Origin of the sequence: Pseudomonas sp. 8O, assembly GCF_902506495.1 — a bacterium.
Taxonomy (GTDB): Bacteria; Pseudomonadota; Gammaproteobacteria; order Pseudomonadales; family Pseudomonadaceae; genus Aquipseudomonas; species Aquipseudomonas chaetocerotis.
Genome location: NZ_LR733265.1, coordinates 1,058,494 through 1,079,960, shown reverse-complemented (window position 1 = coordinate 1,079,960; position 21,467 = coordinate 1,058,494). Strand labels below are relative to the sequence as shown.

Here is a 21,467-nt window from a genome sequence, read left to right as displayed (position 1 = left end):
CCCGGGTCACGTCGATTTATTGGGCGGCAGGCAGCACGCCAAAGATAGTGCGATAAAGCACGCCCATGGCCACGACCATCAGCGGAATGCTCCACACCAGACCGATACCCAGCGGGATGGCACTGACCATGACGATCAAACCGAGCAGCAGGAACAGGCCGAAGACCTTGAACCAGTGCTGGGTGATGGCCTTGCGCGAGGCTTCCAGTGCCTGCCACGGCGACAGGCCACGCTCGACCACCAGCGGAATGGCCAGCAGGTAGGCAACGGCCAGGTAGATGCCCGGGATCAGCAGCAGGATCATGCCGAGGTAGATCAGCAGCATCATCACCACGGCAGTGATGATCAGCGGTACGGTGCGCCCGAAGTGGCTGAAAATCTCGTTGAAGCTCAGCGGCTGGTCGGCGGCGCGACGAATGCCGACCATGTTGATGCCGGCCATGAAGGGGTAGGCCAGGGCCGAGGCCAGCAGCGAGATGAGGATTTCACCGACGATCATCAGCAGCATGTTTTCGCTCAGGGCGCCGAAGATGCCGACGACGCCGCCGAGGATGAAGGTGGCGGCCAGCAGCACCACGTAGAACACCAGGAAACCACCGATGATGATGCCTTTGGTGCCCTTGACCTTGCTCCAGGATTCGCTCAGCAGCTCGCCGATGCTGAAGTCATAGCCGCGAGCCAGCGCTTCTTCGATGCTCGGGGTCTGGTTAGGCGAGGTCTGTTGCAGGTCGCTGGTGGGAGCGGCATAGGGATTGGGGGTGATCGCGTCACTCATGGTTGCATCCTTGTAGGTAGAGTGTGGGGGCTGCCAATGCTAGTGGTTACGGCAGCTGCCCGACAAGTGCGGCGTGTCTGGCGGCGCAGCGGCTGTGCACTGGTTCATGCTTTGGCCGGGAGCAGCGAGCCTGGAAGTGGATGATAGACTGCCGACAACCTTACGTCCGGTACGGAGCCACCAAATGACTTCCAGCATCTTCTGGTACGACTACGAGACCACCGGTATCAATCCGCGGTGTGATCGTCCGCTGCAGGTGGCGGGTATCCGTACCGATGAGGCGCTGAACGAGGTTGGCGAGGCGCTGAACATCTACTGCCGCCCCAGCGATGACATTCTGCCGCACCCGGCTGCTTGTCTGGTGACCGGTATCGACCCTCAGCGCCTGCAGCAGTCAGGGCTCGACGAAGGCGAGTTCATGACCCGTGTGCATGCCGCGCTCTCTGCGCCCGGCACCTGTGGCGCCGGCTACAACAGCTTGCGCTTCGATGACGAGGTGACGCGCTACAGCCTCTACCGTAACTTCTTCGATCCTTACGCGCGTGAGTGGCAGGGCGGCAACAGCCGCTGGGACCTGATCGATCTGGTGCGCACCGCTTATGCGCTGCGTCCCGAGGGCATCGAGTGGCCCGAGGAAGAGGGGCGGGTGTCGCTCAAGCTGGAGCGCCTGACCCAGGCCAATGGCATCGAACATGGCCAGGCTCACGATGCGCTGTCCGACGTGCGCGCCACTATCGGCCTGGCACGGCTGCTGCGCGACCGACAGCCGAAGCTTTACGACTTTCTCTACCAACTGCGTAGCAAACAACGGGTGCTGGATCAGATTCGCCTGCTGCAGCCGCTGTTGCACATTTCCGGACGCTTCTCTGCGGCACGTCATTATCTGGCGCCAGTGCTGCCGCTGGCTTGGCATCCGCGCAATCGCAATGCGCTGATCGTCTATGATCTGCAGGCTGATCCGTCGCCCTTGTTGAATCTGGACGCCGATACGCTGCGCAGTCGTCTCTACACGCGCCGCGAGGACCTTGCCGAGGGCGAGTTGCCGGTGCCGCTGAAGCTGCTGCATATCAATCGCTGTCCGGTAGTGGCACCGCTTGCGGTGCTGCGCGAGGGGGATCGGCAACGCCTGCAACTGGACTGGTCGATCTGTGAGCGCAATGTTGAAGTGCTGAAAAATGAACAGCCGCATTGGCAGGACAAATTAGCGGCCATTTACCGTGAAGAAGCCTTCGCAGGCAGTAACGACCCCGAACAACAGCTTTACGATGGGTTTATCGGTGATCGTGACCGTCGTTTGTGTGAACAGGTGCGTGGCGCTCAACCTGAAGCATTGGCCGACGGCAAAAAATGGCCATTCGATGATGCACGACTGCCAGAGTTATTGTTTCGTTATCGGGCGCGCAATTTCCCTTCAAGTCTGTCAGCCGCTGAATCTCTGCGCTGGGAAGAGTTCTGCCGGCAGCGTTTGAGCGATCCGGAGTTTGGTGCGCCCAATACCCTGACGCAGTTTCACGCGGCATTGGAGCAGTTGCGCACGGACTGCAGCCCGAGCCAATTGCAACTTCTGCAGCAGTGGCAGGCGTATGCACAGGCGCTGCAGGCGCGTTTTGCCGTGAATTCCGCTGGCGTTTGAAGCGGACAAGAGGCTGCCAGGGCAACAGACGATGGTCTCGTCAGTACTGTGTAAGCAAAATGTAGGGGCGGAAGTTTTTCGTTCGTTCGGCGTAATTGCGGGTGCAGGCAATTGCCTAAAACGGTTAAGCCTGAAAAATATCGACAATAAAAAACGCCAGCAAGGCTGGCGTTTTGGGTGTCGCTCAGGAATTAGCCCAGCAGAGTGGCCCAGCCTTCGACGACGTCGGCGCCCCACTTGGCTTTCCACTCTTTCAGAGTCTTGTGGTTGCCGCCTTTGGTTTCGATCACTTCGCCGCTGTGCGGGTTCTTGTACTGCTTGACCTTGCGCGCACGCTTGGCAGCAACAGGCTTGCTGGCGCGCACGCCTTTGCCGGTTTTGGCTTCAGGATCGAGCAGGGCGATGATGTCGCGCAGCGACTTCTGATATTCGCCCATGAGGGTGCGCAGCTTGCCTTCGAATTCCAGCTCTTTCTTCAGCTTGTCGTCTTGCGACATGTTCTTCAGACGCTCTTGGAGCTCTTTGATGCTTTCTTCGATGTTGCGGTATTCGTTGATCAGCGACATGGGCATTACCTTGGCGTGAATAAGACTGTGGTAGTCAACAGTGGCCTAATAATAGTCATGCACTTTTAGCAAGTAAACAGCAGGCCACAAAATAACTGCAGTGTACTGCAACCCTATGTGTCGCTCAGGCTTGAATTAAACCGGCTACTGCAACTAGGCCCTGAAGTTTTCGGTGCGCTCAAATAGGGCACTTTCCGGGTGCCCGGTCGCGTGCTTTTGCAGGTGCGTGGCTGCTGCAGTTTTGCCGGCAAATCGTTAGAATGGCCGACTTTTTGCGCCGCCAGTGGGGTTTAGTTATGCGCACGTTCAGATTGGTCATCTCCTGCCCTGACCGCGTCGGCATCGTTGCCAAAGTCAGTAATTTCCTCGCTACCTATAACGGCTGGATTACCGAAGCCAGTCACCACTCCGATACACAGAGTGGCTGGTTCTTCATGCGTCACGAAATCCGTGCCGACTCGCTGCCGTTCGATCTGGATGGTTTCAAGCAGGCGTTCTCGCCTATTGCCCGCGAGTTCTCGATGGAGTGGCGTATCACCGATTCGGCGCAGAAGAAGCGCGTGGTGCTGATGGCCAGTCGCGAGTCGCACTGCCTGGCTGATCTGTTGCACCGTTGGCACAGCAATGAACTCGATTGCGAAATTCCCTGCGTAATCGCCAACCATGACGATCTGCGCAGCATGGTCGAGTGGCACGGCATTCCTTACTTCCATGTTCCGGTCGATCCCAAGGACAAGGCGCCGGCCTTCGCCGAGGTGGAGCGGCTGGTCAAGGAACATCGGGCCGATGTCATCGTCCTGGCGCGCTACATGCAGATTTTGCCACCGGCGTTGTGCGCCGAATTTGCCCAGCGCGTGATCAACATCCATCACAGCTTCCTGCCGTCGTTCGTCGGCGCCAAACCCTACCACCAGGCTTCGTTGCGCGGCGTGAAGCTGATCGGCGCCACTTCGCATTACGTCACCGAGGAGCTGGATGCCGGGCCGATCATCGAGCAGGACGTGGTACGCGTGACCCATCGCGACGATACCGAGGAAATGGTGCGTCTGGGCAAGGATGTGGAGAAGATGGTGCTGGCGCGTGGGCTACGCTATCACTTGGAAGACCGAGTGCTGGTGCACGACAACAAGACAGTGGTATTCGACTGATTCTGCTGCGTGGGCCGGCCCGATGTACGTCAGAGGAGAACGCCCATGCTCAAGTCCATCAAGGTGCGCGACTACATGACTCGCCATCTGGTGACCTTCAGGTCGGATACCGATCTGTTCACCGCCATCAATCGATTGCTGGAACATCGGATTTCCGGTGCGCCGGTGGTCGATTCCCAGGGCCATCTGATTGGTTTGCTGTCGGAGGGTGACTGCTTGCGTGGCATTCTCTCCGGTGCCTACTACGAAGCTGTTGGCGGCACCGTCAGTACCTACATGACCACCGACGTCGAGACGGTGAGCCCGGAGGCCGACATCATCGAGTTGTCCGAGCGCTTTCTGCGGGGGCGGCGGCGGCGATTGCCGGTGATCGAGCACGGTCGTCTGGTGGGGCAGATCAGTCGTTGCGACGTGCTGCGCGCCGTCAAGGAGTTCGCTCAGCACGAGCAGGGCTCCCTGGAGGCCAGTTGATGGAGGCTCGAACGGCATGACCGATCCACTGGAAAAAGCCACCTCAAAGGCGCCGCCGACTCTGGGTGACGGCTGTGTACGGCGATACGACCCCGATGCCCTGAGCGAAGAGGATGGGACCGAGTTCGCCGATGCGGCCGAACTGTGGCGTCAACTGCAGGAGCAGGCCGAAGACAAACCTGAGTATGAGCAATAAACAAGAAGGGCGCCGCGGCGCCCTTCTTGTTACTGGCTGTTTCAGATTCGGAAGCTGTCGACCATCTGCTTGAGGCGCGCGGCCTGCTGCTCCAGATCGCCGCAGGCGCGCAGGGTGGCTTGCAGGTTTTCCACGCCCTCCTGGTTGAGGGTGTTGATCTCGATGATGTCCATGTTCAGTGACTCGATCACCGAGGTCTGCTCCTCGGTGGCGGTGGCAACCGACTGGTTCATCCCATCGATCTCGCCGATGCGGGCGGTCACTGTGCCCAGTCGTTCGCCGGCCTGGTTGGCGATGTCCACGCTTTCTTCGCTGTAGCGTTGGCTCTCGGTCATGGTAGTGACGGATTCTCGAGAGCCTACCTGCAGTTCCTCGATCATTTTCTCGATTTCCTGCGCTGACTCCTGGGTGCGGTGCGCCAGGTTGCGCACCTCATCGGCAACCACGGCGAAACCGCGCCCGGCCTCACCGGCCCGTGCGGCTTCGATGGCGGCGTTGAGCGCCAGCAGGTTGGTCTGCTGCGAGATGCTCTTGATCACTTCGAGGATCTGGCCAATGTCCACCGTTTTGCTGTTGAGCATCTCGATCTTGGCGCAGGCGTCGCTGATCTTGTTCGACAGCTCGCTCATCGAACTGATCGCTTGCTGAACCACCTTGCCGCCGTCTTCTGCCTGATGGCGGGCATCCGATGCCTGGCTCGAGGCATCGGCGGCGTTGCGGGCAATTTCCTGCGCAGCCGCGCCGAGCTGATTGATGGCAGCTGCCACGCTGTTGGTGCGGCTGGCCTGTTCGTCGGAGTTGACCATCGAGGAGTTGGAAGCATTGACCACCAGCTTGGCGACTTCGTTGACCTGAACGGTGGCCGATGACACTTCACGGATGGAGCTGTGGATGCGTTCGACGAACTGATTGAAGGAGCGCGCCAGGGCGCCGAATTCGTCATTGGATTGGATCGCCAGGCGCTTGGTCAGGTCGCCTTCGCCTTGGGCGATGTCTTGCATGGCCTTGCCCATGGCTGTCAGCGGCTGCATCAGCACGCGGATCAGCAGGCCGAGCAGGGCAATGATCAGCACCACGGCAATCACCGTGGCGATGATCGCCGAGGCGCGAAACTCGGTGAGCATGGAATAGGCCTTGGCCTTGTCGATCGACAGGCCGATGTGCCAGTTGACCGAGGGCAGGCCCTGGACTGGTGCGAAGGTCAGGATGCGGGTGTTGCCATCGAGCTGCGCCTCGCTGAATTCGCTGCTGATACGTGGCGTGTTCTGCGGGTAGATGTCCTTGAGGTTCTTCATCACCAGGCTTTTGTCCGGGTGCACCAGAACCTTGCCATCGGCGCTGACCAGGAAGGCATAGCCGATGCCGTCGAAGTCCAGTGCATTGATGATGTTGACCAGGGTCTGCAGGCTCAGGTCGCCACCGACCACACCAGCAGGCCGGGCCGGGGTGGCGATGGTGATGATCAGTTCACCGGTAGCGGCATCGACGTAAGGCTCGGTAAGGGTGGTGCCGCCGGCAGCCAGGGCATCCTTGTACCAGGGGCGAGTGCGTGGGTCGTAGTCGGCAGGCATCTGCTCGTCCGGGCGCATGGTGAAACCGCCGCTTTCGGTGCCCAGGTAGGTAAAGGCGAAGGAAGAGGTCAGCGCTTTCTGCTCCAGCAGTTTGACCACACGATCCGGCTCGCTGTCGTTGCTGATCGACTGCGCTGCGCTTTCCACCAGCAAGATGCGTCCGGACAACCAGTTCTGGATGTTGCTGGCGGTCACGTTACCCATTTCATGCAGATAGCTTTCCAGGTCCTCGCGGATGGCGTTGCGCTGCAGGTAATCGTTGTAGAGGGTGAACAGCGAGAAGGCGGCAATCACTACCAGGGAGGCCGCGAGCAGAATCTTGTGGCTGAACTGCAGGTTTTTGCTCATGTTGTCTTGCGTCCGGATGGCTCTGGAACCAGTCTTGTATTCCGCGGCTGCGCTTTCAAGAGCGTTTTCGCGGGCTGTTGCGGCAGATGGAATAACTGTTTGTTCTGCTGTTTGTATCGGTATAACTGCAGTAAAGCTTTAACCCAGGGGATGGCAAGATGCCTTTGAATTCACAGTTCGTATTGGGTGCAGGCAGTGATGGTCAGGCGGTTGGTCAGCCTTTGCGCCTGGCCAACCGTCACGGTCTTATCGCTGGCGCTACTGGCACCGGCAAGACGGTGACCCTGCAACGGTTGATCGAGACGTTCAGCGACGCCGGTGTGGCAGTGTTCGCCGCTGATGTAAAGGGTGATCTGTGTGGTCTGGGCGCTGCAGGTGCGCCGCAAGGCAAGGTCGCCGAGCGCATCGCCAGCATGCCCTGGCTGAACCATCAGCCGCTGGCCTATCCGGTGACGCTGTGGGACGTACACGGTCAGAGCGGCCACCCGTTGCGTACCACTCTCAGCGAGATGGGGCCGCTGCTGCTTGGCGCACTGCTCGAGCTGACTGACAGCCAGCAGGCGGCGCTCTACGCGGCGTTCAAGGTGGCTGACCGCGAAGGTTTGTTGCTGCTCGACCTGAAAGACCTGAAGGCGCTGCTCGGCTACCTCAAGGACAATCCGCACGTGCTGGGGGAGGACAGTGCATTGTTCACCAGCTCCTCGGCACAGGCGTTGTTACGTCGCCTGGCAGGGCTGGAGCAGCAGGGTGCCGAGGCCCTGTTCGGCGAGCCGGCGTTGCAGCTCGAAGACCTTCTACACCCTGATCGCGATGGTCGCGGGCGCGTGCACTTGCTCGATGCCTCTCGCCTGGTTCATGAGGCGCCCAAGGTGTATGCAACCTTCCTGCTGTGGCTGTTGGCCGAACTGTTCGAACAACTGCCGGAGCGCGGTGACGCCGACAAACCGGTACTGGCGCTGTTCTTCGACGAGGCGCACCTGCTCTTTCAGGGTACGCCCAAGGCGCTGCAGGAGCGCCTGGAGCAGGTGGTGCGGCTGATTCGCTCCAAGGGCGTCGGGGTGTATTTCGTCACCCAGTCGCCGAGCGATCTGCCGGACGATGTCCTGGCTCAGCTCGGCCTGCGTATTCAGCATGGCCTGCGCGCGTTCACGGCCAAGGAGCAGAAGGCCCTGCGCGCAGTGGCCGATGGTTTTCGCCCGAACCCGGCATTCAGCGCGCTCAGCGTGCTCACCGAACTGGGGATTGGTGAAGCATTGGTTGGCACGCTGGAGGAAAAAGGCACACCGGCCATGGTTCAGCGCGTGGCCATCGCGCCACCGCAGTCGCGTATCGGCCCGCTGAATGAGGCCGAGCGTGCGGCATTGGTGCGTCAGTCGCCGCTGGCTGGGCGCTACGACAAGCCTGTCGATCGCGAGTCGGCCTATGAGCTGCTCACCGCGCGTGCCGAGCAGGCTCGCAATGTCGAGCCAGTCGAGCCAGCAGAGAAGCGGAAGGCGGAGCCGGGGCTGGGCGATATGGCCAGTGATCTGATTGGCAGCGCGATGAAGACCGCGCTGCGCCAGGCCGCCAACCAGATTGGACGGCAACTGGTGCGGGGGCTCATGGGCTCGCTGACGGGTAGCAGGAAGCGTTAGGTAAGTGCTGGAAAAGCCGTCATTCCCGCGGAGGCGGCTCAAGAGCAATTGGACTCCTGCCTTCGCGGGAGTGACGGTAGAAAGCCTGTTCCAGAACTTCTCCGGCTACGGGGAGTCTGGGGCAGCGTGTCACTAGCCGGCGTTTTCGTCGGCTGCGTCCTGCTTGTCCTGGCGTTCTTTCTCGATTTTCTCGATTTCTTTCTCGAAGGCCTGGTCGAGCAGGCTGGGCTTCTTGCGCCAGGGTTTGCGGTCGGGGTCCGGCTGGGCGGCGTAGGTGATGACTTCTCCGCCGTATACATCCTTGTAACGCTGCGCCTGGCGCTCGAGTTCGGCGCGCAGTTCGTCTTTCGTCACTGTTTTTACCTGTAGGTTGTGATCGACCCACACAACAGCCGAAACACCAGGTTTCACTGTTGCGCTGAGGGATCAATCTAAAGTGCTTTGCCTTGGTTGGCCGGGAGAACAGTTTGCAAAGTTTCACGCTTTGCATCTTTCTCCTTTCTCTTCAGTTACTTATCTATCTGTAACTTTTTTTCGAGAAAAGTTGCATTGGGCAACTGGCGGGTATTATCGCCAATACCCTTTGAATGTCCAGTGATCAGTCTGCAAGCGTCTGGTAATGCAGGCTGAAACTCATCTGAACACTTTGCTCCGCTGCCAGTAATCTTAGCCCTGGTTGCCCCGGCAAATGGTGGGCGTTGACCGGGTGAGTGACGGGCTCGAAACAGAAGAAGTTCTGCGCTTGCGGGCAAAACAACAGAAACATATCGCTGCCCTGCGCCTCGCAGACGAGCTGATAACCTGCGTCCGGTTGAATGATGCGAGCGCGGCCTGGCCATTGGGTAAACGCATTATCGACAAGTTGCTGCGGTAACAAGCCGGGCTCGTCGAAGTTCCAGGCTTGCGGTAACTCGATCCACTGGCTGGACAGTTTGTCCTCGCTGCACAACCAGACGCCGCCTGCTTGCGCCTGCACGCGCGTGTGTGCAGTGCGCGGCAGATAAGGATGCAGGCCGAGTCCATACCAGGTGGGCTGCTCGCCGAGATGTGTGGCTTGTAACGTCAGGCGCAGACGGCCGTCAGTGAGTTGTACGTGGAGAGTGGCGCGATAGGGAAAAGGTGTTTGGCTACGCAGTTCCAGGACGGCGCTGTCGGACGTCGCATTGACTATCTGCCAGGGTTGTTGCCAGGCACTGCCATGTATCGGCAGAGGTTCGTGTTCGGTATTGGCATCAAGCGCTTGCCAGCCGTCAGGGGTAGCGAAACCGCCGCCGCCAATACGGTTGGACCAGGGCAGCAACGGGTAGCAGGCCAATCGTCTGGGATTGGCGGCAGCCAGCGCCTGTTCGTCGCTGTGGCGAAGCAGCGGCTGGCCGTCGCTCAGGCGCACCCAGTTGACCAGGCTTGCGCCCAGTTCCGGGGCAAGGGTCAACTGGGTCAGGCTATCGCTCAGGGTCAGCAGAGTCGTTGGCATTTGACGCTCCGGGGGCTGTAATTGTCGGGAATTCATAGTGTCATCGTACAACTGCTAGGCTATCATTGCTGCAAAGCCTCAAGTCCTAAATCGAGAATTCGTCCGCCATGGAAACGCAAAACGCTCAACCTCGTGCTCGTCGCAAGCACCGCAGCCTGGCCCAGGAGTTGGTAGCCGATCTGTCGCAGCGCATTCGCGATGGGCTGATCAAGCGCGGTGAGAAGCTTCCGACGGAGTCGGCGATCATGGAAGAGCAGGGCGTCAGCCGTACCGTGGTGCGCGAGGCCTTGTCGCGCTTGCAGGCAGCGGGGCTGGTCGAGACCCGTCACGGCATCGGCACTTTCGTGCTGGATACGCCCAGTGCCAGTGGTTTTCGCATCGATCCGGCAACCATCGTCACCTTGCGCGACGTGCTGGCCATTCTTGAACTGCGTATCAGTCTTGAGGTGGAGTCTGCCGGGATGGCAGCTCAGCGCCGTAATGACGTACAGCTGAAGGCTATCCGCGAGGCACTGGATGCCATCAACGAGAGCGCGATGCATGCCAGCGATGCGGTGTCCTCTGATTTCCAATTCCATCTGCGCATTGCCGAGGCTACCGGCAACCGCTACTTCACCGATATTCTCAGTCACCTGGGTACCAGCATCATCCCGCGCACTCGGGTCAATTCCGCCAGCCTGGCGCGTGACGACCAGACCCACTACATGGCGCGTCTGGAGCGCGAGCACGAGCAGATCTTCGAAGCCATCGCGCGCCAGGATGCCGAGGCGGCGCGGGCTGCGATGCGCCTGCACCTGACCAACAGCCGCGAGCGCCTGCGTCAGGCGCACGAAGCGGCCGAGGCGGAAGCGCTGCACGGCTGAAACTCCCCGCAGACACTCGGCGGCCCTGGGCCGCCGAGTGTCTTTTGGCAGTGAGAAAAAATCAGCGCACATGGCGCGCTCTAGCGCCGATAGGCCAGGGCGACGATACCGCCGACCACGATCAAACCGCCGATCACCTGCAGGGCTCCCAATACCTGCCCCAGAATCAGCCAGCCCAGGATCATGCCGGCCACCGGCTCCATGTTCATCACCGGTGCATTGCGCGCGATGTTCAGACGCGGCATGCAGATGAACAGGGTTGAAAAAGCTGCACCATAGAGCAGGACCAGGCAGGCCAGTGCGATCCAGCCGGTGCTGGCATTGGGCAGGCTCAAACCGCCAGGAATAAGGCCGCTGCTGCCCAGCAGGGCCGAGGCGCTGAACACCACGGCCAGGGTCAGCATGCTGCGTACCGAGCCAGCGATTTTCGACAGACGATTTTCGGTGATCCACAACGCCACGGCGAAAACGGCGGCGGCCGTCAGGCTGAACAGGATGCCTGCCATCCACTCGCCGTCCGGCGCGTCGCTGCTGGCCAGGCGGCCAGGAACGTCGAGCACCAGCACCAGGCCGAAGAGGATCACGCCCATGATGGCCAGCGCCTGTCGGGTTGGCGCTGCACCGCCGAGCGCCCAGGTGAGCAGTGCCAGCAGGATTGGCGAGAGGTTGACTACCAGCAGCGCCAGGGCTACGGGAATGCGCGCCACGGCCGAGTAGATGCAGAAGCTTTGAATGGCGATCAGCAGGCCCAGCAAGATCTGCCAGCTCCAGGTGGCGCGACCCAGTTTCAGCGATTCACGTCGCCACAGTACCAGAGCGGCCAGCGCGACCAGGGTCACGCCGGCACGCGCGAGCATGGCCAGCAGCAGCCCGGTGTCGTGGTCGAAGGCGATCCGCGCAGCGATGTGGTTACCCGCGAACGAGCAAGCCAGTGTTGCGAGGATCAGGACGGCAATGTGACGCGCAAATGGGGTGGAACCTTGCATGACGAAATCCTGTTGTCATAGCCTGAAAATCAGGCCCTAAAGCAAAACGCCGCCCGATTGGGCGGCGTTGTCGTTCAATGCCCGGTTGCTGTCAGAGCACGACGCTCGGCAGCCACAGCGAAATGGCAGGGATGTAGGTAACGGCCATCAGCACGGTGAACAGCGCGATGTAGAACGGCAGCAGTGCCTTCACGGTGTTTTCGATGGTGACCTTGCCGATTGCGGCGCCGACGAAGAGTACCGCACCTACCGGTGGCGTGATCAGTCCAATACCGAGGTTGACCAGCATGATCATGCCGAAGTGCACCGGGTCGACGCCGAAGGAGGTCACCACTGGCAGCAGAATCGGCGTGAGGATCAGGATCAGTGGCGCCATGTCCATCAGCGTGCCCAGCACCAGCAGCATGAAGTTGACGCACATCAGGATCACGTAGCGGTTGTCCGAGAAGGTCAGGAACGCCGTGGTGATCTTCGCCGGAATCTGCATCAGGGTCATGATGTAGCCGAAGCTGGCGGCGAAGGCGATGAGGATCATCACGATCGACAGCGTGCGCACGGTACGGTGCAGCATCTTCGGCAGTTCACGCCACTTGTAGTCGCGGTAGATGAACATGGTCACGAAGAACGCCCAGACCACCGCGACAGCCGCCGATTCGGTGGCGGTGAACACGCCACTGAGGATGCCGCCGAGGATGATGAACATGGTCATCAGGCCCCACAGTGCTTCCACGCAGATCTTCAGTGCCTGGCGCAGCGGAATCACTTCGCCCTTGGGGTAGTTGCGCTTCTTGGCGAACCACAGGCACAGCGCGGCCATGGTGAAGCTGAGCAGCAGGCCCGGGCCGATGCCGGCGACGAACAGGGCAGCGATGGACACCGTGCCGCCAGCGGCCAGCGAGTAGATCACCGAGTTGTGGCTGGGCGGTGTGAGCAGTGCCTGCACCGAGCCGGAAACGGTCACAGCGGTGGAAAACTCGCGCGGATAACCTTTCTTTTCCATTTCCGGGATCAGCACCGAACCGACCGAGGCGGTATCGGCCAGTGAGGAGCCGGAGATGGCGCCGAAGAAGGTCGAAGCGGTGATGTTGACCAGCGACAGGCCGCCACGGACGAAGCCGACCAGCACCCCGGCGAACGCCACCAGGCGCCGCGCCATGCCGCCTTCGGCCATGATTGCGCCGGCCAGGACGAAGAATGGAATGGCCAGCAGGGAGAATTTGTTCACGCCACCGGCGATCTGGATCATCACGGCGTGCAGGGGGATATCGATCCACCAGGCGCCGATCAGTGCGGAAACGCCAAGCGAATAAGCAACGGGGACGCGTAGCAGGATAAGGACAATGAAACTGCCCAAAAGAATGGCGGCATCCATTTACGCGGCCTCCTTGGAATCTTCAGTGTGTTCGAAGTCGACGGCACGGCGCTTGTGTTGATCGCCGTACAGCAGTTGCTCGATGACGAACAGGAGGGTGATGAAACCGCCCACCGGGATTGGCATGTAGCTGATGCCGACGCGTACCGAGGGTAGGGTGCTGAGGTACTGGTTCCAGGTCGCTACGCAGAGTTTGTAACCCCAAATCAGCATGAACAGCGCGATGCCACCCATGATCAGGCGCACGAACAATGTGATCAGCGGTACCAGTGCTTGTGGCAGGCGATCGGTCAGTGAGGTCACAGCCATGTGGGCCCCCGCACGGTAGCCAGCAGCGGCACCGACGAAGGTGAACAGCACCATCAATAGCACTGAAATAGGCTCGGGCCAGCCCAGTCCTTGACCCAGCGCGTAACGGCTGAATACGCCCCAGGGGATGATCAAAGCCATGATCACGATCGCCAGGCCGGCGGTTGCGATACAGGCACGGTAGATGGCGTCGTTGACGCCCAGAACCAGGTTTTTCATGAGGCTTCACCGGTTGCGCGGCGCAGGCGAGGTGCCGGCGCCGCGCGCTTGCGCGTGGATTACTGAACGGCTTCGATACGCTGAATCAGGTCAACGAACTGCGCGCCGTACTTCTCACGAACCGGGGCGGTAGCATCGTAGAAGGGCTTGGTATCGACTTCGATGAATTCGACGCCTTCAGCCTTGAGTTTCTCTACGCTGCTGGCGCTCTTCTCGTCCCACAGCTGGCGCTCTTCCAGTTGCGCTTCCTTGGCCAGTTTCTTGACCAGTTCCTGCTGTTCCGGCGTCAGCTTGTTCCAGGTGGTCTTGGACATCAGCAGCGGTTCGGGCAGGATCAGATGGTGGGTCTGGGTGTAGTACTTGGCGGAGCGGAAATGGTTGTGCTCGAGCAGGGTAGGCGGATTGTTCTCGGCGCCGTCGATCACGCCGCTCTGTAGGGCGCTGAAGATTTCACCGGTGTCCATGGCGATGCCGTTTGCACCCATGGCGTTGAGGGTATCGATGAACAGCGGGTTGCCCATTACGCGGATCTTCATACCTTTCAGGTCTTCGATGCTGCGTATCGGCTTCTTGGTGTAGAGGCTGCGGCTGCCGCCGTCCATCCATGCCAGACCGACCATGTTGAAGTCGGAGTTGGTGATGGCGTCGAGGATTTCCTGGCCGATCTCACCGTCGATGATCTTGCGCATGTGGTCGACGTCGCGGAACACGAACGGCATGTTGAAGACGTTGGTGGCCGGAACTACCGAACCGACCGAGCCGAGGCTGACGCGGGTCAGCTGGACGGCGCCGATCTGGGTCTGCTCGATGACTTCCTTCTCGGAGCCGAGAACGCCGCCGGCGAACATGCGGGATTTGATCTCGCCGTTGGTGGCAGCTTCCAGCTTCTTGCCGAGGTTTTCCATGGCGACTACGGTCGGGTAGCCAGCAGGGTGGATTTCGGCAATCTTCAGGGTCGTCTCGGCCTGTACGAAGGAGGACAGACCGAGCGCTAGCGGAAGTGTGGCGAGAAGCAACTTACGTTTGAGGTTCATGCGGAAAACTCCGTCTTGTTGTTGTTGGTTTACAGCAGCTTGAGTCCGGTGCCGCGAGCGGCCCGGGGTGAATCGGATCAGGGTTGGAAGGCAGGCTCCTCGATGCCGCGCACACCGGCCTGCAGGGCGAATACACCACCTGCCAGTGGCTGGTCGGAGAGATCGCCGCCGGGGCGAATCGAGGTCACGAACAGGGTGTCCAGATTGGCGCCACCGAAGGCGCACATGGCGGGCTTCTTCACCGGCACGGCGAGCGAGCGATCCAGGCGGCCGTCGGGGGTGAAACGGTGGACCAAGCCTTCATCATTGCCGCAGATCCAGTAGCAGCCGTCGACATCCATCGCCGCGCCATCGGGGCGGCCCGGGTGCCGTGTCATGTCGATGAACAGGCGGCGGTTGTGCGGCGTGCCGGTGTCGATGTCGTAGTCGAAGGCCCAGACGCTCTGCACGCTTGGGTGCGAGTCGGACAGGTACATGATGCGTCCGTCGGGGCTGAAGGCCAGGCCATTGGGCACGATGAAATCGTCGAGCATTTGTTGCAACTGACCGTCGTAGCGATACAGCGCGCCGACGCGGGCACCGGCGGCCATATCCAGCAGCATGGTGCCGGCCCAGAAGCGACCCTGGCGGTCGCAGCGACCGTCGTTGAAGCGCATCTGCGGGCGGGCATGTTCGACCTGTGCCAGGCGCTCTGCCTGTACGCTGCCATCGTCTTGCGGACGCAGATGGAAGATGCCGCTCTGCATGCCGGCGATCCAGCCGCCGGCAGGATGCATGGCGATGCAGGCGAGCATCTCGTCGGCCTGCCAGCTCTGCGTCTTGCCGCCGGCCGCGGACCAGCGATGCAGGCGGGCGGCAGGGATGTCGACCCAGTAAAGAGCCTGTTCGGCAGCGTTCCACACCGGGCTTTCACCCGTGGCGTTGCGCGCATCGACAATCAGTTCGGCTGTCATGGCTGTGGCGCTCTACGTGTTGTTATGGCTTGGGGCGGTCGAGGGGTGCTGTTCAGTCGTCGCCGAACGGGCCGGCGGCAACGAAGGCCCCACCCTGGTAGATGCGCGCCGGATCGTCAGCGGCCGGCATGGGCTGCGCTTGCACCTTGTCGCGGAAGACTTCCGAGCTGTCCTTGGGCGTGAAGCCCAGGTGCGCGGCCTTGCTGTTGTCCCACCACACATCGCGGTTATCCGACATGCCGTAAACCACGGTGTGGCCGACGTTCTCGGTGTAGAGGCAGCGTTCGAGCAGGTGGGTAAGGTCGTCGTAGCTCAGCCAGGTGCTCATCATGCGGCGGTTGGCGGGTTCGGGGAACGAGGAGCCGATGCGGATGCTGACGGTTTCGATGCCGTAGCGATCGAAGTAGAAGCTGGCCATGTCCTCGCCATAGGACTTGGACAGGCCGTAGTAGCCATCCGGGCGACGCAGGCAGTTGGCGTCGAGGTGTTCGTCCTGCTTGTAGAAACCGATGACGTGGTTGGAACTGGCGAATACAACGCGTTTAACGCCATGGCGGCGGGCCGCTTCGTAGACATGGAATACGCCACAGATGTTGGCGCCGAGAATTTCTTCGAAGGGGCGCTCGACCGAGACGCCACCGAAGTGCAGGATGGCGTCGACGCCTTCGATCAGCTGATGCACGGCGGCTTTGTCTGCCAGATCACAGCGCACCACTTCTTCGTGGGGGCCGGCAGCCGGTGCCATCTCACCGATGTCAGACAGACGCAGGATAGTGGCGTAGGGGCGCAGACGTTCGCGCAGTACCTTGCCCAGCCCGCCGGCAGCGCCGGTCAGCAGCAGGCGATTGAAGGGGCGCAGTTCGCTGGAGATCGTGGTCATGGCGGGGCCTGGACTCTTGTTGCTTGTTGTTATTGGTTTGTCATACGTTGTCGTATGACTTGGGCCGATTATCAGCACCATCCCAGGTAATGTCAACGCGACAGTGGGGGGAAATTGAGGTCTTCAGTCTGCGTTTCAGTGAGCAGCTCCAACTTGTAAAACACCCATGAATGGTAAGGGAAACTACAGCTCGGTAGGCTCTAATACGGTGTTTTCTTGTGTCCGTACAGTGTATTTGAACATCGCGCGAGTGGCCTCAGGCAGGTGCAGGCCCGGCATTCTCGGAGCTTATATGACTAAAGTTGTATGACAACGTATCTCGGCTGGGATGAAGTGCCTCTATGATGCGAGGCGCTCGAATGACTGGAGGCGTGACATGGGCAGGAAACCTGCTGGCATCCGCAGCAGTGCGGTCCCGACACTGATCGATGTCGCCAGGGTGGCGGGGGTGTCGCCGATCACTGTATCGCGGGCACTGGGCCGCCCCGAAGTGGTTACCGATACCACCCGCAAGCGCGTATTGGAGGCGGTACGGGCGACCGGTTATGTGCCCAATCTCGCGGCAGGCTCTCTGGCGTCCAGTCGCAGCCGGCTGGTGGCGATCTTCCTGCCGACCATTGCCAACTCGATTTTCGCTGACACCGTGCAGGCGCTGACTGACCGCCTCGCGACTGCCGGTTACCAGACCTTGCTGGGCCTTACCGGCTACAGCCCCGAGCAGGAGGAAGCATTGCTCGAGGCCGTGTTGGGTCGTCGACCGGACGGTATCGTGCTGACTGGCACCGAGCACACCTTGGCGAGCCGTGAGCGCCTGGCGCGAGTCGGTATCCCGCTGGTCGAGGCTTGGGATCTGTGTGAGCACCCGGTGGACATGCTGGTCGGCTTTTCGCACGAGGCCGTGGGCCAGGCGGTGGCGCGCTATCTGATCGGCAAGGGCTACCGCCGGGTCTCGGCGGTGAGCATCGATGACCCGCGTGGTATGCGTCGTTATCGCAGTCTGGTCGGAGCGCTGCAGGGGCACGCTGCAGCGCCGGTGGCGGCTCAGATCCTGCCTGCGCCGGCGACCTTGGCGGTTGGCCGCGAAGGCCTGGCGCGCCTGCTGCAGGAGGGTGCCGCTGGCGAGGTGGTGGTCTGCAGCTCCGACACCGTGGCACAAGGCGTGATGGCCGAGGCGCTCAGCCGTGGCCTGCGCATCCCTGAAGATCTTGCGGTGATGGGTTTCGGCGACCTGTCCAGTGCGGCGCACACTTACCCGCCGCTTTCCACCGTGCGGGTGGACGGACCGCGCATCGGCTGCGCTATCGCCGATGCCCTGCTGGCGCGCTTCGCCGAACCGGCGGCGGCACGCCAGCCACTGCGCCTGGACGTCGGGTTCGAACTGATCGAGCGCGGCAGCGCCTGAGCCCGTCAGGCCAGGCGCAAGTGGTTGTCCCACAAGCCGGCAGGTAGCTGCAGGGCGTTGGTGACGATGCGCTCACCGCGGCAGTCGTACAGCCGGCAGCGACCCTGGCCTGAAGTGACCACGAAACCGTCGGCAACCGCGCCAACACCTGCGCAGTCCGGCAATGGCACATCCAGGCGCACCTGGGCGCTGTCCAGATCCCAGATGAAGAAGCGGTTGCCGCGCGGTGCGGTCATCGCCAACAGGCGCAGTTCATCGTGGATCGCCACGCTGGCGGTGTACTGGTTCATGGCCACGCGTTGCGTCTCGCCCAGGGCGAAAGGCTGGAACGGTTGGCCGGGGCGCTTGATCGCCAGCAGCGGCACCTGATCATGCAGGTCGCCCATGTACTGCTGGCCGCTGACCACCGTGCCGTCGCGTGCCACGGCCAGGTGGCGGATGCTGTTGCGCTGGTCGGCCAGATACTCCTGGCTGACCAGGCTGCCGTCGCGCTTGATCAGCACCAGGCTGGCCTGCATGGCGTCGAGATTCATGTCCACGCGGCTTTCCGCTTCAGTGCGAATGCCGCCATTGGCCACCACCAGGGTTTCGCCATCGGGCATCCACAGCAGCTGGTGCGGGCCGACGCCGTGGCTGCTGTGCTCACTGTCACGCAGCAGATGCTCACCTTGCAGGCGATAAACGCCAATGACGCCCCGGCCTGGCTCGGTGGTGTCGTTCTCGGTGGCGTACAGCCACTCACCGCCCTTGTGGAACACCGCATGGCCGTTGAAGTGGCGGCTGGCCGGCGAGCTGAGCGTCTGCAGCAGGCGACCGTCGCGCGTGTCGATCAGGTAGCTTTCGGTACTCGGGCGGCGGCCGACGAACAGTGCCATAGGCAAGCTCGGGTGCGGCACTACATCGTGGCAGCGCTCGTTCACCTGTGTGGCGAAGGCGCGTTCGCCGTCGAGGCGATAGCCGACCGCGTAGTGTTTGCCGTCACCGTCGTCACGGGCCGACAAGAGCAACGGCTGGCCGGATGGGCCGAACAGCGTCCAGTCACCGAAGGCGCCGGCCGCCGCCAGGCTGGCAGCCGCTGCACTGAGGCCGAGAAAGGCTCTGCGTTGCATGCTCAATCCCCGTCGTGGGCGTTGAAGCCGATCTGCACGTTGAGCGCCTTGGCCAGTTCGCCTTCCTGCAGGCGGTGCAGGCGATTGAGGCTGTCGTACAGCTCGTTCAGGGCAGTGCGACCGGCTTCATCTTCCAGCAACTCACCTAGTGGGCTGTCGAGTGCAGCCAGGCGTTGGCGGGTGTCCTGGTAAGCGGCGTCGATACGTTTTGCCAGGTCAGCCTGGTCGTCGCCCAGCAGTGACTGAATACCGTCACGGTTGCTGCCGTGCCACAGCAATTCGGCGTTGGCCAGTGCGGCGCCCTGGTTGGCCAGGCTGCCGGCACTGCGCCAGGCTTCGGCCTGGTAAGGCTGGGCGATGCCCTTGCTCTGCCGACCCATAGGGGCGCCGAGTTTCTTCTTCAGGCCATCCAGGGCGCTGACCTGAACGCGCAGCAGTTCGGCGATCGCTTCGTTGGAGTCGGCGTAGCGCTCGTTGGGGAATGTCTTCAGCTGTTCGGCCATGCCAGGCTTGGCCTGCCATTCGCCGACGATCTGCGCCGCCAGGGCCTGCTGGTGCTTACCGATGGCTTGCAGCAGTGGGCAATAGCGCGCTTTCTGTTCGGCCTGGGCGAGGTCCAGATTGGGGTCGAACAGCATGTATTCGTAGGCGGTGAGGCCCTGAACCACCACGCTGGCATTGGACAGGTCATCCGCGCTCAGCTGCGGCTTGTTCTTCAGCAGGGCTTCGACCTGGCGCTGTACCAGGTTCTTCTTGTCAGGCCAGAACTGGATCTGCCAGGCGCGGTTGCCTTCGGCCAGCGGCCCGATCAGCAATGGCTGCAGGCCGGCCCAGGCGCTCTGTGCCCCGAGAAAGGCCTGGCGCGCGGCACTCAGATCGGTGCTGCCTGCGCAGAAGGCTTCGGCACTCGCCGCCAGTTGACGGTCAGCTTCCTGCCAACTGCTGTAAGCCGGTAACAGGACGCCATCGGTCAGCGCGGCACTGACCTTGGCTTGCGGGTCCTGCTGGCCACAGCCGACCAGGGCCAGGCCGAGCAGGGAGGCGATCAGGGTTTTATGCAACATCGCAGGCTCCTCAAAGGGAATTCAGGAAGGCGAGCAGCGCTGCTCGCTCGTCGGCATCGAATTTCAGCACATGCAGCTTGGCCGCTTCGGCCTCGCCGCCATGCCAGAGAATGGCTTCCAGCAGATTGCGCGCACGGCCGTCATGCAGGAACTGAGTGTGACCATTGACCGCTTGCGTCAGGCCAATACCCCACAACGGCGCCGTGCGCCATTCGCGACCGCTGGCGAGAAATTCATCGCGGCCATCGGCCAATCCATCGCCCATGTCGTGCAGCAGCATGTCTGTATAAGGACGGATCAACTGGTTGGCCAGTTCCGGCTCCGCCGCATCGGCCGACGTGGTGAAGCTGGGCGTATGGCATTTCTGGCAGCCGGCCTGATGGAACAGGCTCTTACCCTTGAGCACCTCGGGCGCGTCGACGTCACGCCGCGCCGGCACACCCAGGTTGCGGCTGTAGAACAGTACGCTGGCCAGGATATTGTCGCTGACCTCCGGTTCGCCGCCATGGGGCGCGGCCAGGCAATCGCCCTGCGCCGCTGTGCAGTTGTCGTGAGGGATCAGCGAGCTGGTCAGGCCCATGTCATTGGCGAAGGCGTCGGCATTCTGCTGATTGAGATTGGGCTGGCCAGCCTTCCAGCCGAAACGGCCGAGCACGCTGCGCTGCTGCTGACGGTCCCAGACCCTATTGGGGCGACCGGAAATACCGTCGCCATCGGCGTCGTCCGGGTCGGCGCCTGCCAGAATATCCGCCTCGGCAATGGCTTCGAGCAGGCCGAGGCCGATCATCGGCGGGGCGATGCGCGTGGAGAACAAGGTATCGGTGTGCATGGCCCCATAGCCGAGCTGGCTGATTTCCAGCTGCGGCTTGCGCAACTCCACCAGTGTGCCGTCGGCAAAACGCACGGGCACGCTGCTGTAAGTCACGCGTACCTTGCCTTCGGGCGCTACGCCAGGATTGGCCATGTCCTGCAGTTGGGTACCGTAGGTGGGTTCGGCGACGACGCCCTGGCGCACCAGCAACTCGGCATGCTCGGGGCCGGCCGGCAGTGAAAGACGCACCAACATCGAGGCGGCGCTGACTGCATCTGGCCCCGGCGGATGGCCACGGCCATCCTTGATGTGGCAGTTCTGGCAGGCATTGGTATTGAACAGCGGGCCCAGGCCATCGCGAGCGGTGGTGGTGGCTGGCGCCGTGACCCAGGGATTGCGGAAGAAGCTGTTGCCCACGGCAAAATCCAGGCGACGGCTTGGCGCCAGGTTGGCCGAGGGCAGGGAGAAAGCGTTGTGATCGAACTTGCGTACCGTCGCCGCACCCGCAGACAGGGCCTCGCCAGGTTCTGGCGCAGTGAAGTGCGGTTGCTGCTCGCAAGCGATCAGAGTCAGGGCCATGAAGGGCAGCAGGCAGCGCTGGAGCGGCGACATCGATGAACAATCCGAACGGGCAAGAAAGCGGGGCGCC

At 61.7% G+C, this 21,467-nt stretch carries 21 protein-coding genes; 7 read left to right on the top strand and 14 right to left on the bottom strand.

Annotated elements, in window-relative coordinates; genetic code table 11:
* Nucleotides 1-16 precede the first annotated feature (16 nt).
* The gene (locus GV002_RS18530; protein WP_160019756.1) at nucleotides 17-775 is read right to left on the bottom strand and encodes a hypothetical protein; all 759 of its coding nucleotides are present in this window, start codon (nucleotides 773-775) and stop codon (nucleotides 17-19) included.
* Between the two features lie 184 nt (nucleotides 776-959).
* Between GV002_RS18530 and sbcB the strand changes: the two genes are divergently transcribed.
* Complete coding sequence (sbcB, locus tag GV002_RS18525) at nucleotides 960-2,408, top strand: exodeoxyribonuclease I (RefSeq protein ID WP_160019755.1); 1,449 nt, start codon at nucleotides 960-962, stop codon at nucleotides 2,406-2,408.
* Nucleotides 2,409-2,599: 191 nt separating this feature from the next.
* Here sbcB and mvaT read toward each other — a convergent pair whose 3' ends face one another.
* A complete protein-coding gene (gene mvaT, locus GV002_RS18520) occupies nucleotides 2,600-2,974 on the bottom strand; it encodes a histone-like nucleoid-structuring protein MvaT (RefSeq protein WP_017675049.1) in 375 nt (124 codons plus the stop codon).
* Between the two features lie 296 nt (nucleotides 2,975-3,270).
* On the opposite strand from mvaT, the gene purU reads away from it, so the two are divergent.
* The 3 genes from purU to GV002_RS18505 are packed head-to-tail and all read left to right on the top strand — an operon-like array spanning nucleotide 3,271 to nucleotide 4,789.
* Complete coding sequence (gene purU / locus GV002_RS18515) at nucleotides 3,271-4,122, top strand: formyltetrahydrofolate deformylase (RefSeq protein WP_160019754.1); 852 nt, start codon at nucleotides 3,271-3,273, stop codon at nucleotides 4,120-4,122.
* Nucleotides 4,123-4,167: 45 nt separating this feature from the next.
* Entirely contained in the window at nucleotides 4,168-4,593 is a 426-nt protein-coding gene (locus tag GV002_RS18510; protein WP_160019753.1) for a CBS domain-containing protein, read from the top strand.
* A 16-nt stretch (nucleotides 4,594-4,609) separates the two neighbouring features.
* A complete protein-coding gene (locus GV002_RS18505) occupies nucleotides 4,610-4,789 on the top strand; it encodes a hypothetical protein (RefSeq protein ID WP_160019752.1) in 180 nt (59 codons plus the stop codon).
* A 41-nt stretch (nucleotides 4,790-4,830) separates the two neighbouring features.
* Here GV002_RS18505 and GV002_RS18500 read toward each other — a convergent pair whose 3' ends face one another.
* Complete coding sequence (locus GV002_RS18500) at nucleotides 4,831-6,708, bottom strand: methyl-accepting chemotaxis protein (RefSeq protein ID WP_160019751.1); 1,878 nt, start codon at nucleotides 6,706-6,708, stop codon at nucleotides 4,831-4,833.
* A 158-nt stretch (nucleotides 6,709-6,866) separates the two neighbouring features.
* Between GV002_RS18500 and GV002_RS18495 the strand changes: the two genes are divergently transcribed.
* Entirely contained in the window at nucleotides 6,867-8,342 is a 1,476-nt protein-coding gene (locus GV002_RS18495) for a helicase HerA-like domain-containing protein (protein WP_160019750.1), read from the top strand.
* Between the two features lie 132 nt (nucleotides 8,343-8,474).
* On the opposite strand, the gene GV002_RS18490 is transcribed toward GV002_RS18495, so the two are convergent.
* Nucleotides 8,475-8,696 (bottom strand): hypothetical protein, encoded by a 222-nt coding sequence (locus GV002_RS18490; RefSeq protein WP_160019749.1) that lies wholly within the window; start codon nucleotides 8,694-8,696, stop codon nucleotides 8,475-8,477.
* Nucleotides 8,697-8,940: 244 nt separating this feature from the next.
* On the bottom strand, nucleotides 8,941-9,816 hold the full coding sequence (locus GV002_RS18485; RefSeq protein ID WP_160019748.1) for an aldose 1-epimerase: 876 nt from the start codon (nucleotides 9,814-9,816) through the stop codon (nucleotides 8,941-8,943).
* Nucleotides 9,817-9,923: 107 nt separating this feature from the next.
* Between GV002_RS18485 and GV002_RS18480 the strand changes: the two genes are divergently transcribed.
* Nucleotides 9,924-10,679, top strand: coding sequence for a FadR/GntR family transcriptional regulator (locus GV002_RS18480; protein ID WP_160019747.1), 756 nt, complete (start codon nucleotides 9,924-9,926; stop codon nucleotides 10,677-10,679).
* A gap of 80 nt (nucleotides 10,680-10,759) precedes the next feature.
* Here the strand turns inward: GV002_RS18480 and GV002_RS18475 are convergent, their stop codons facing one another.
* From GV002_RS18475 to GV002_RS18450, 6 genes are all read right to left on the bottom strand, one after another.
* Entirely contained in the window at nucleotides 10,760-11,665 is a 906-nt protein-coding gene (locus tag GV002_RS18475) for an EamA family transporter (RefSeq protein ID WP_160019746.1), read from the bottom strand.
* Between the two features lie 91 nt (nucleotides 11,666-11,756).
* Entirely contained in the window at nucleotides 11,757-13,037 is a 1,281-nt protein-coding gene (locus GV002_RS18470; protein ID WP_160019745.1) for a TRAP transporter large permease, read from the bottom strand.
* A complete protein-coding gene (locus GV002_RS18465) occupies nucleotides 13,038-13,565 on the bottom strand; it encodes a TRAP transporter small permease (RefSeq protein ID WP_160019744.1) in 528 nt (175 codons plus the stop codon). It lies immediately after the preceding gene.
* A 59-nt stretch (nucleotides 13,566-13,624) separates the two neighbouring features.
* On the bottom strand, nucleotides 13,625-14,599 hold the full coding sequence (locus GV002_RS18460) for a TRAP transporter substrate-binding protein (protein ID WP_160019743.1): 975 nt from the start codon (nucleotides 14,597-14,599) through the stop codon (nucleotides 13,625-13,627).
* 77 nt (nucleotides 14,600-14,676) lie between these two features.
* The gene (locus tag GV002_RS18455; RefSeq protein ID WP_160019742.1) at nucleotides 14,677-15,552 is read right to left on the bottom strand and encodes a glucurono-1,5-lactonase; all 876 of its coding nucleotides are present in this window, start codon (nucleotides 15,550-15,552) and stop codon (nucleotides 14,677-14,679) included.
* Between the two features lie 52 nt (nucleotides 15,553-15,604).
* Nucleotides 15,605-16,432: an NAD-dependent epimerase/dehydratase family protein gene (locus GV002_RS18450; RefSeq protein WP_160019741.1), complete on the bottom strand. Its 828-nt coding sequence runs from the start codon at nucleotides 16,430-16,432 to the stop codon at nucleotides 15,605-15,607.
* A gap of 376 nt (nucleotides 16,433-16,808) precedes the next feature.
* Here GV002_RS18450 and GV002_RS18445 point away from each other — a divergent pair, with 376 nt between their 5' ends.
* Nucleotides 16,809-17,834, top strand: coding sequence for a LacI family DNA-binding transcriptional regulator (locus tag GV002_RS18445; RefSeq protein ID WP_160019740.1), 1,026 nt, complete (start codon nucleotides 16,809-16,811; stop codon nucleotides 17,832-17,834).
* A 5-nt stretch (nucleotides 17,835-17,839) separates the two neighbouring features.
* On the opposite strand, the gene GV002_RS18440 is transcribed toward GV002_RS18445, so the two are convergent.
* The 3 genes from GV002_RS18440 to GV002_RS18430 are packed head-to-tail and all read right to left on the bottom strand — an operon-like array spanning nucleotide 17,840 to nucleotide 21,430.
* Entirely contained in the window at nucleotides 17,840-18,943 is a 1,104-nt protein-coding gene (locus GV002_RS18440; RefSeq protein ID WP_160019739.1) for a DUF1513 domain-containing protein, read from the bottom strand.
* 2 nt (nucleotides 18,944-18,945) lie between these two features.
* Nucleotides 18,946-20,007, bottom strand: a complete 1,062-nt coding sequence (locus GV002_RS18435; protein ID WP_160019738.1) for an imelysin family protein — start codon at nucleotides 20,005-20,007, stop codon at nucleotides 18,946-18,948.
* Between the two features lie 10 nt (nucleotides 20,008-20,017).
* The gene (locus tag GV002_RS18430; protein ID WP_160019737.1) at nucleotides 20,018-21,430 is read right to left on the bottom strand and encodes a di-heme oxidoredictase family protein; all 1,413 of its coding nucleotides are present in this window, start codon (nucleotides 21,428-21,430) and stop codon (nucleotides 20,018-20,020) included.
* Between the last annotated feature and the right edge of the window lie 37 nt (nucleotides 21,431-21,467).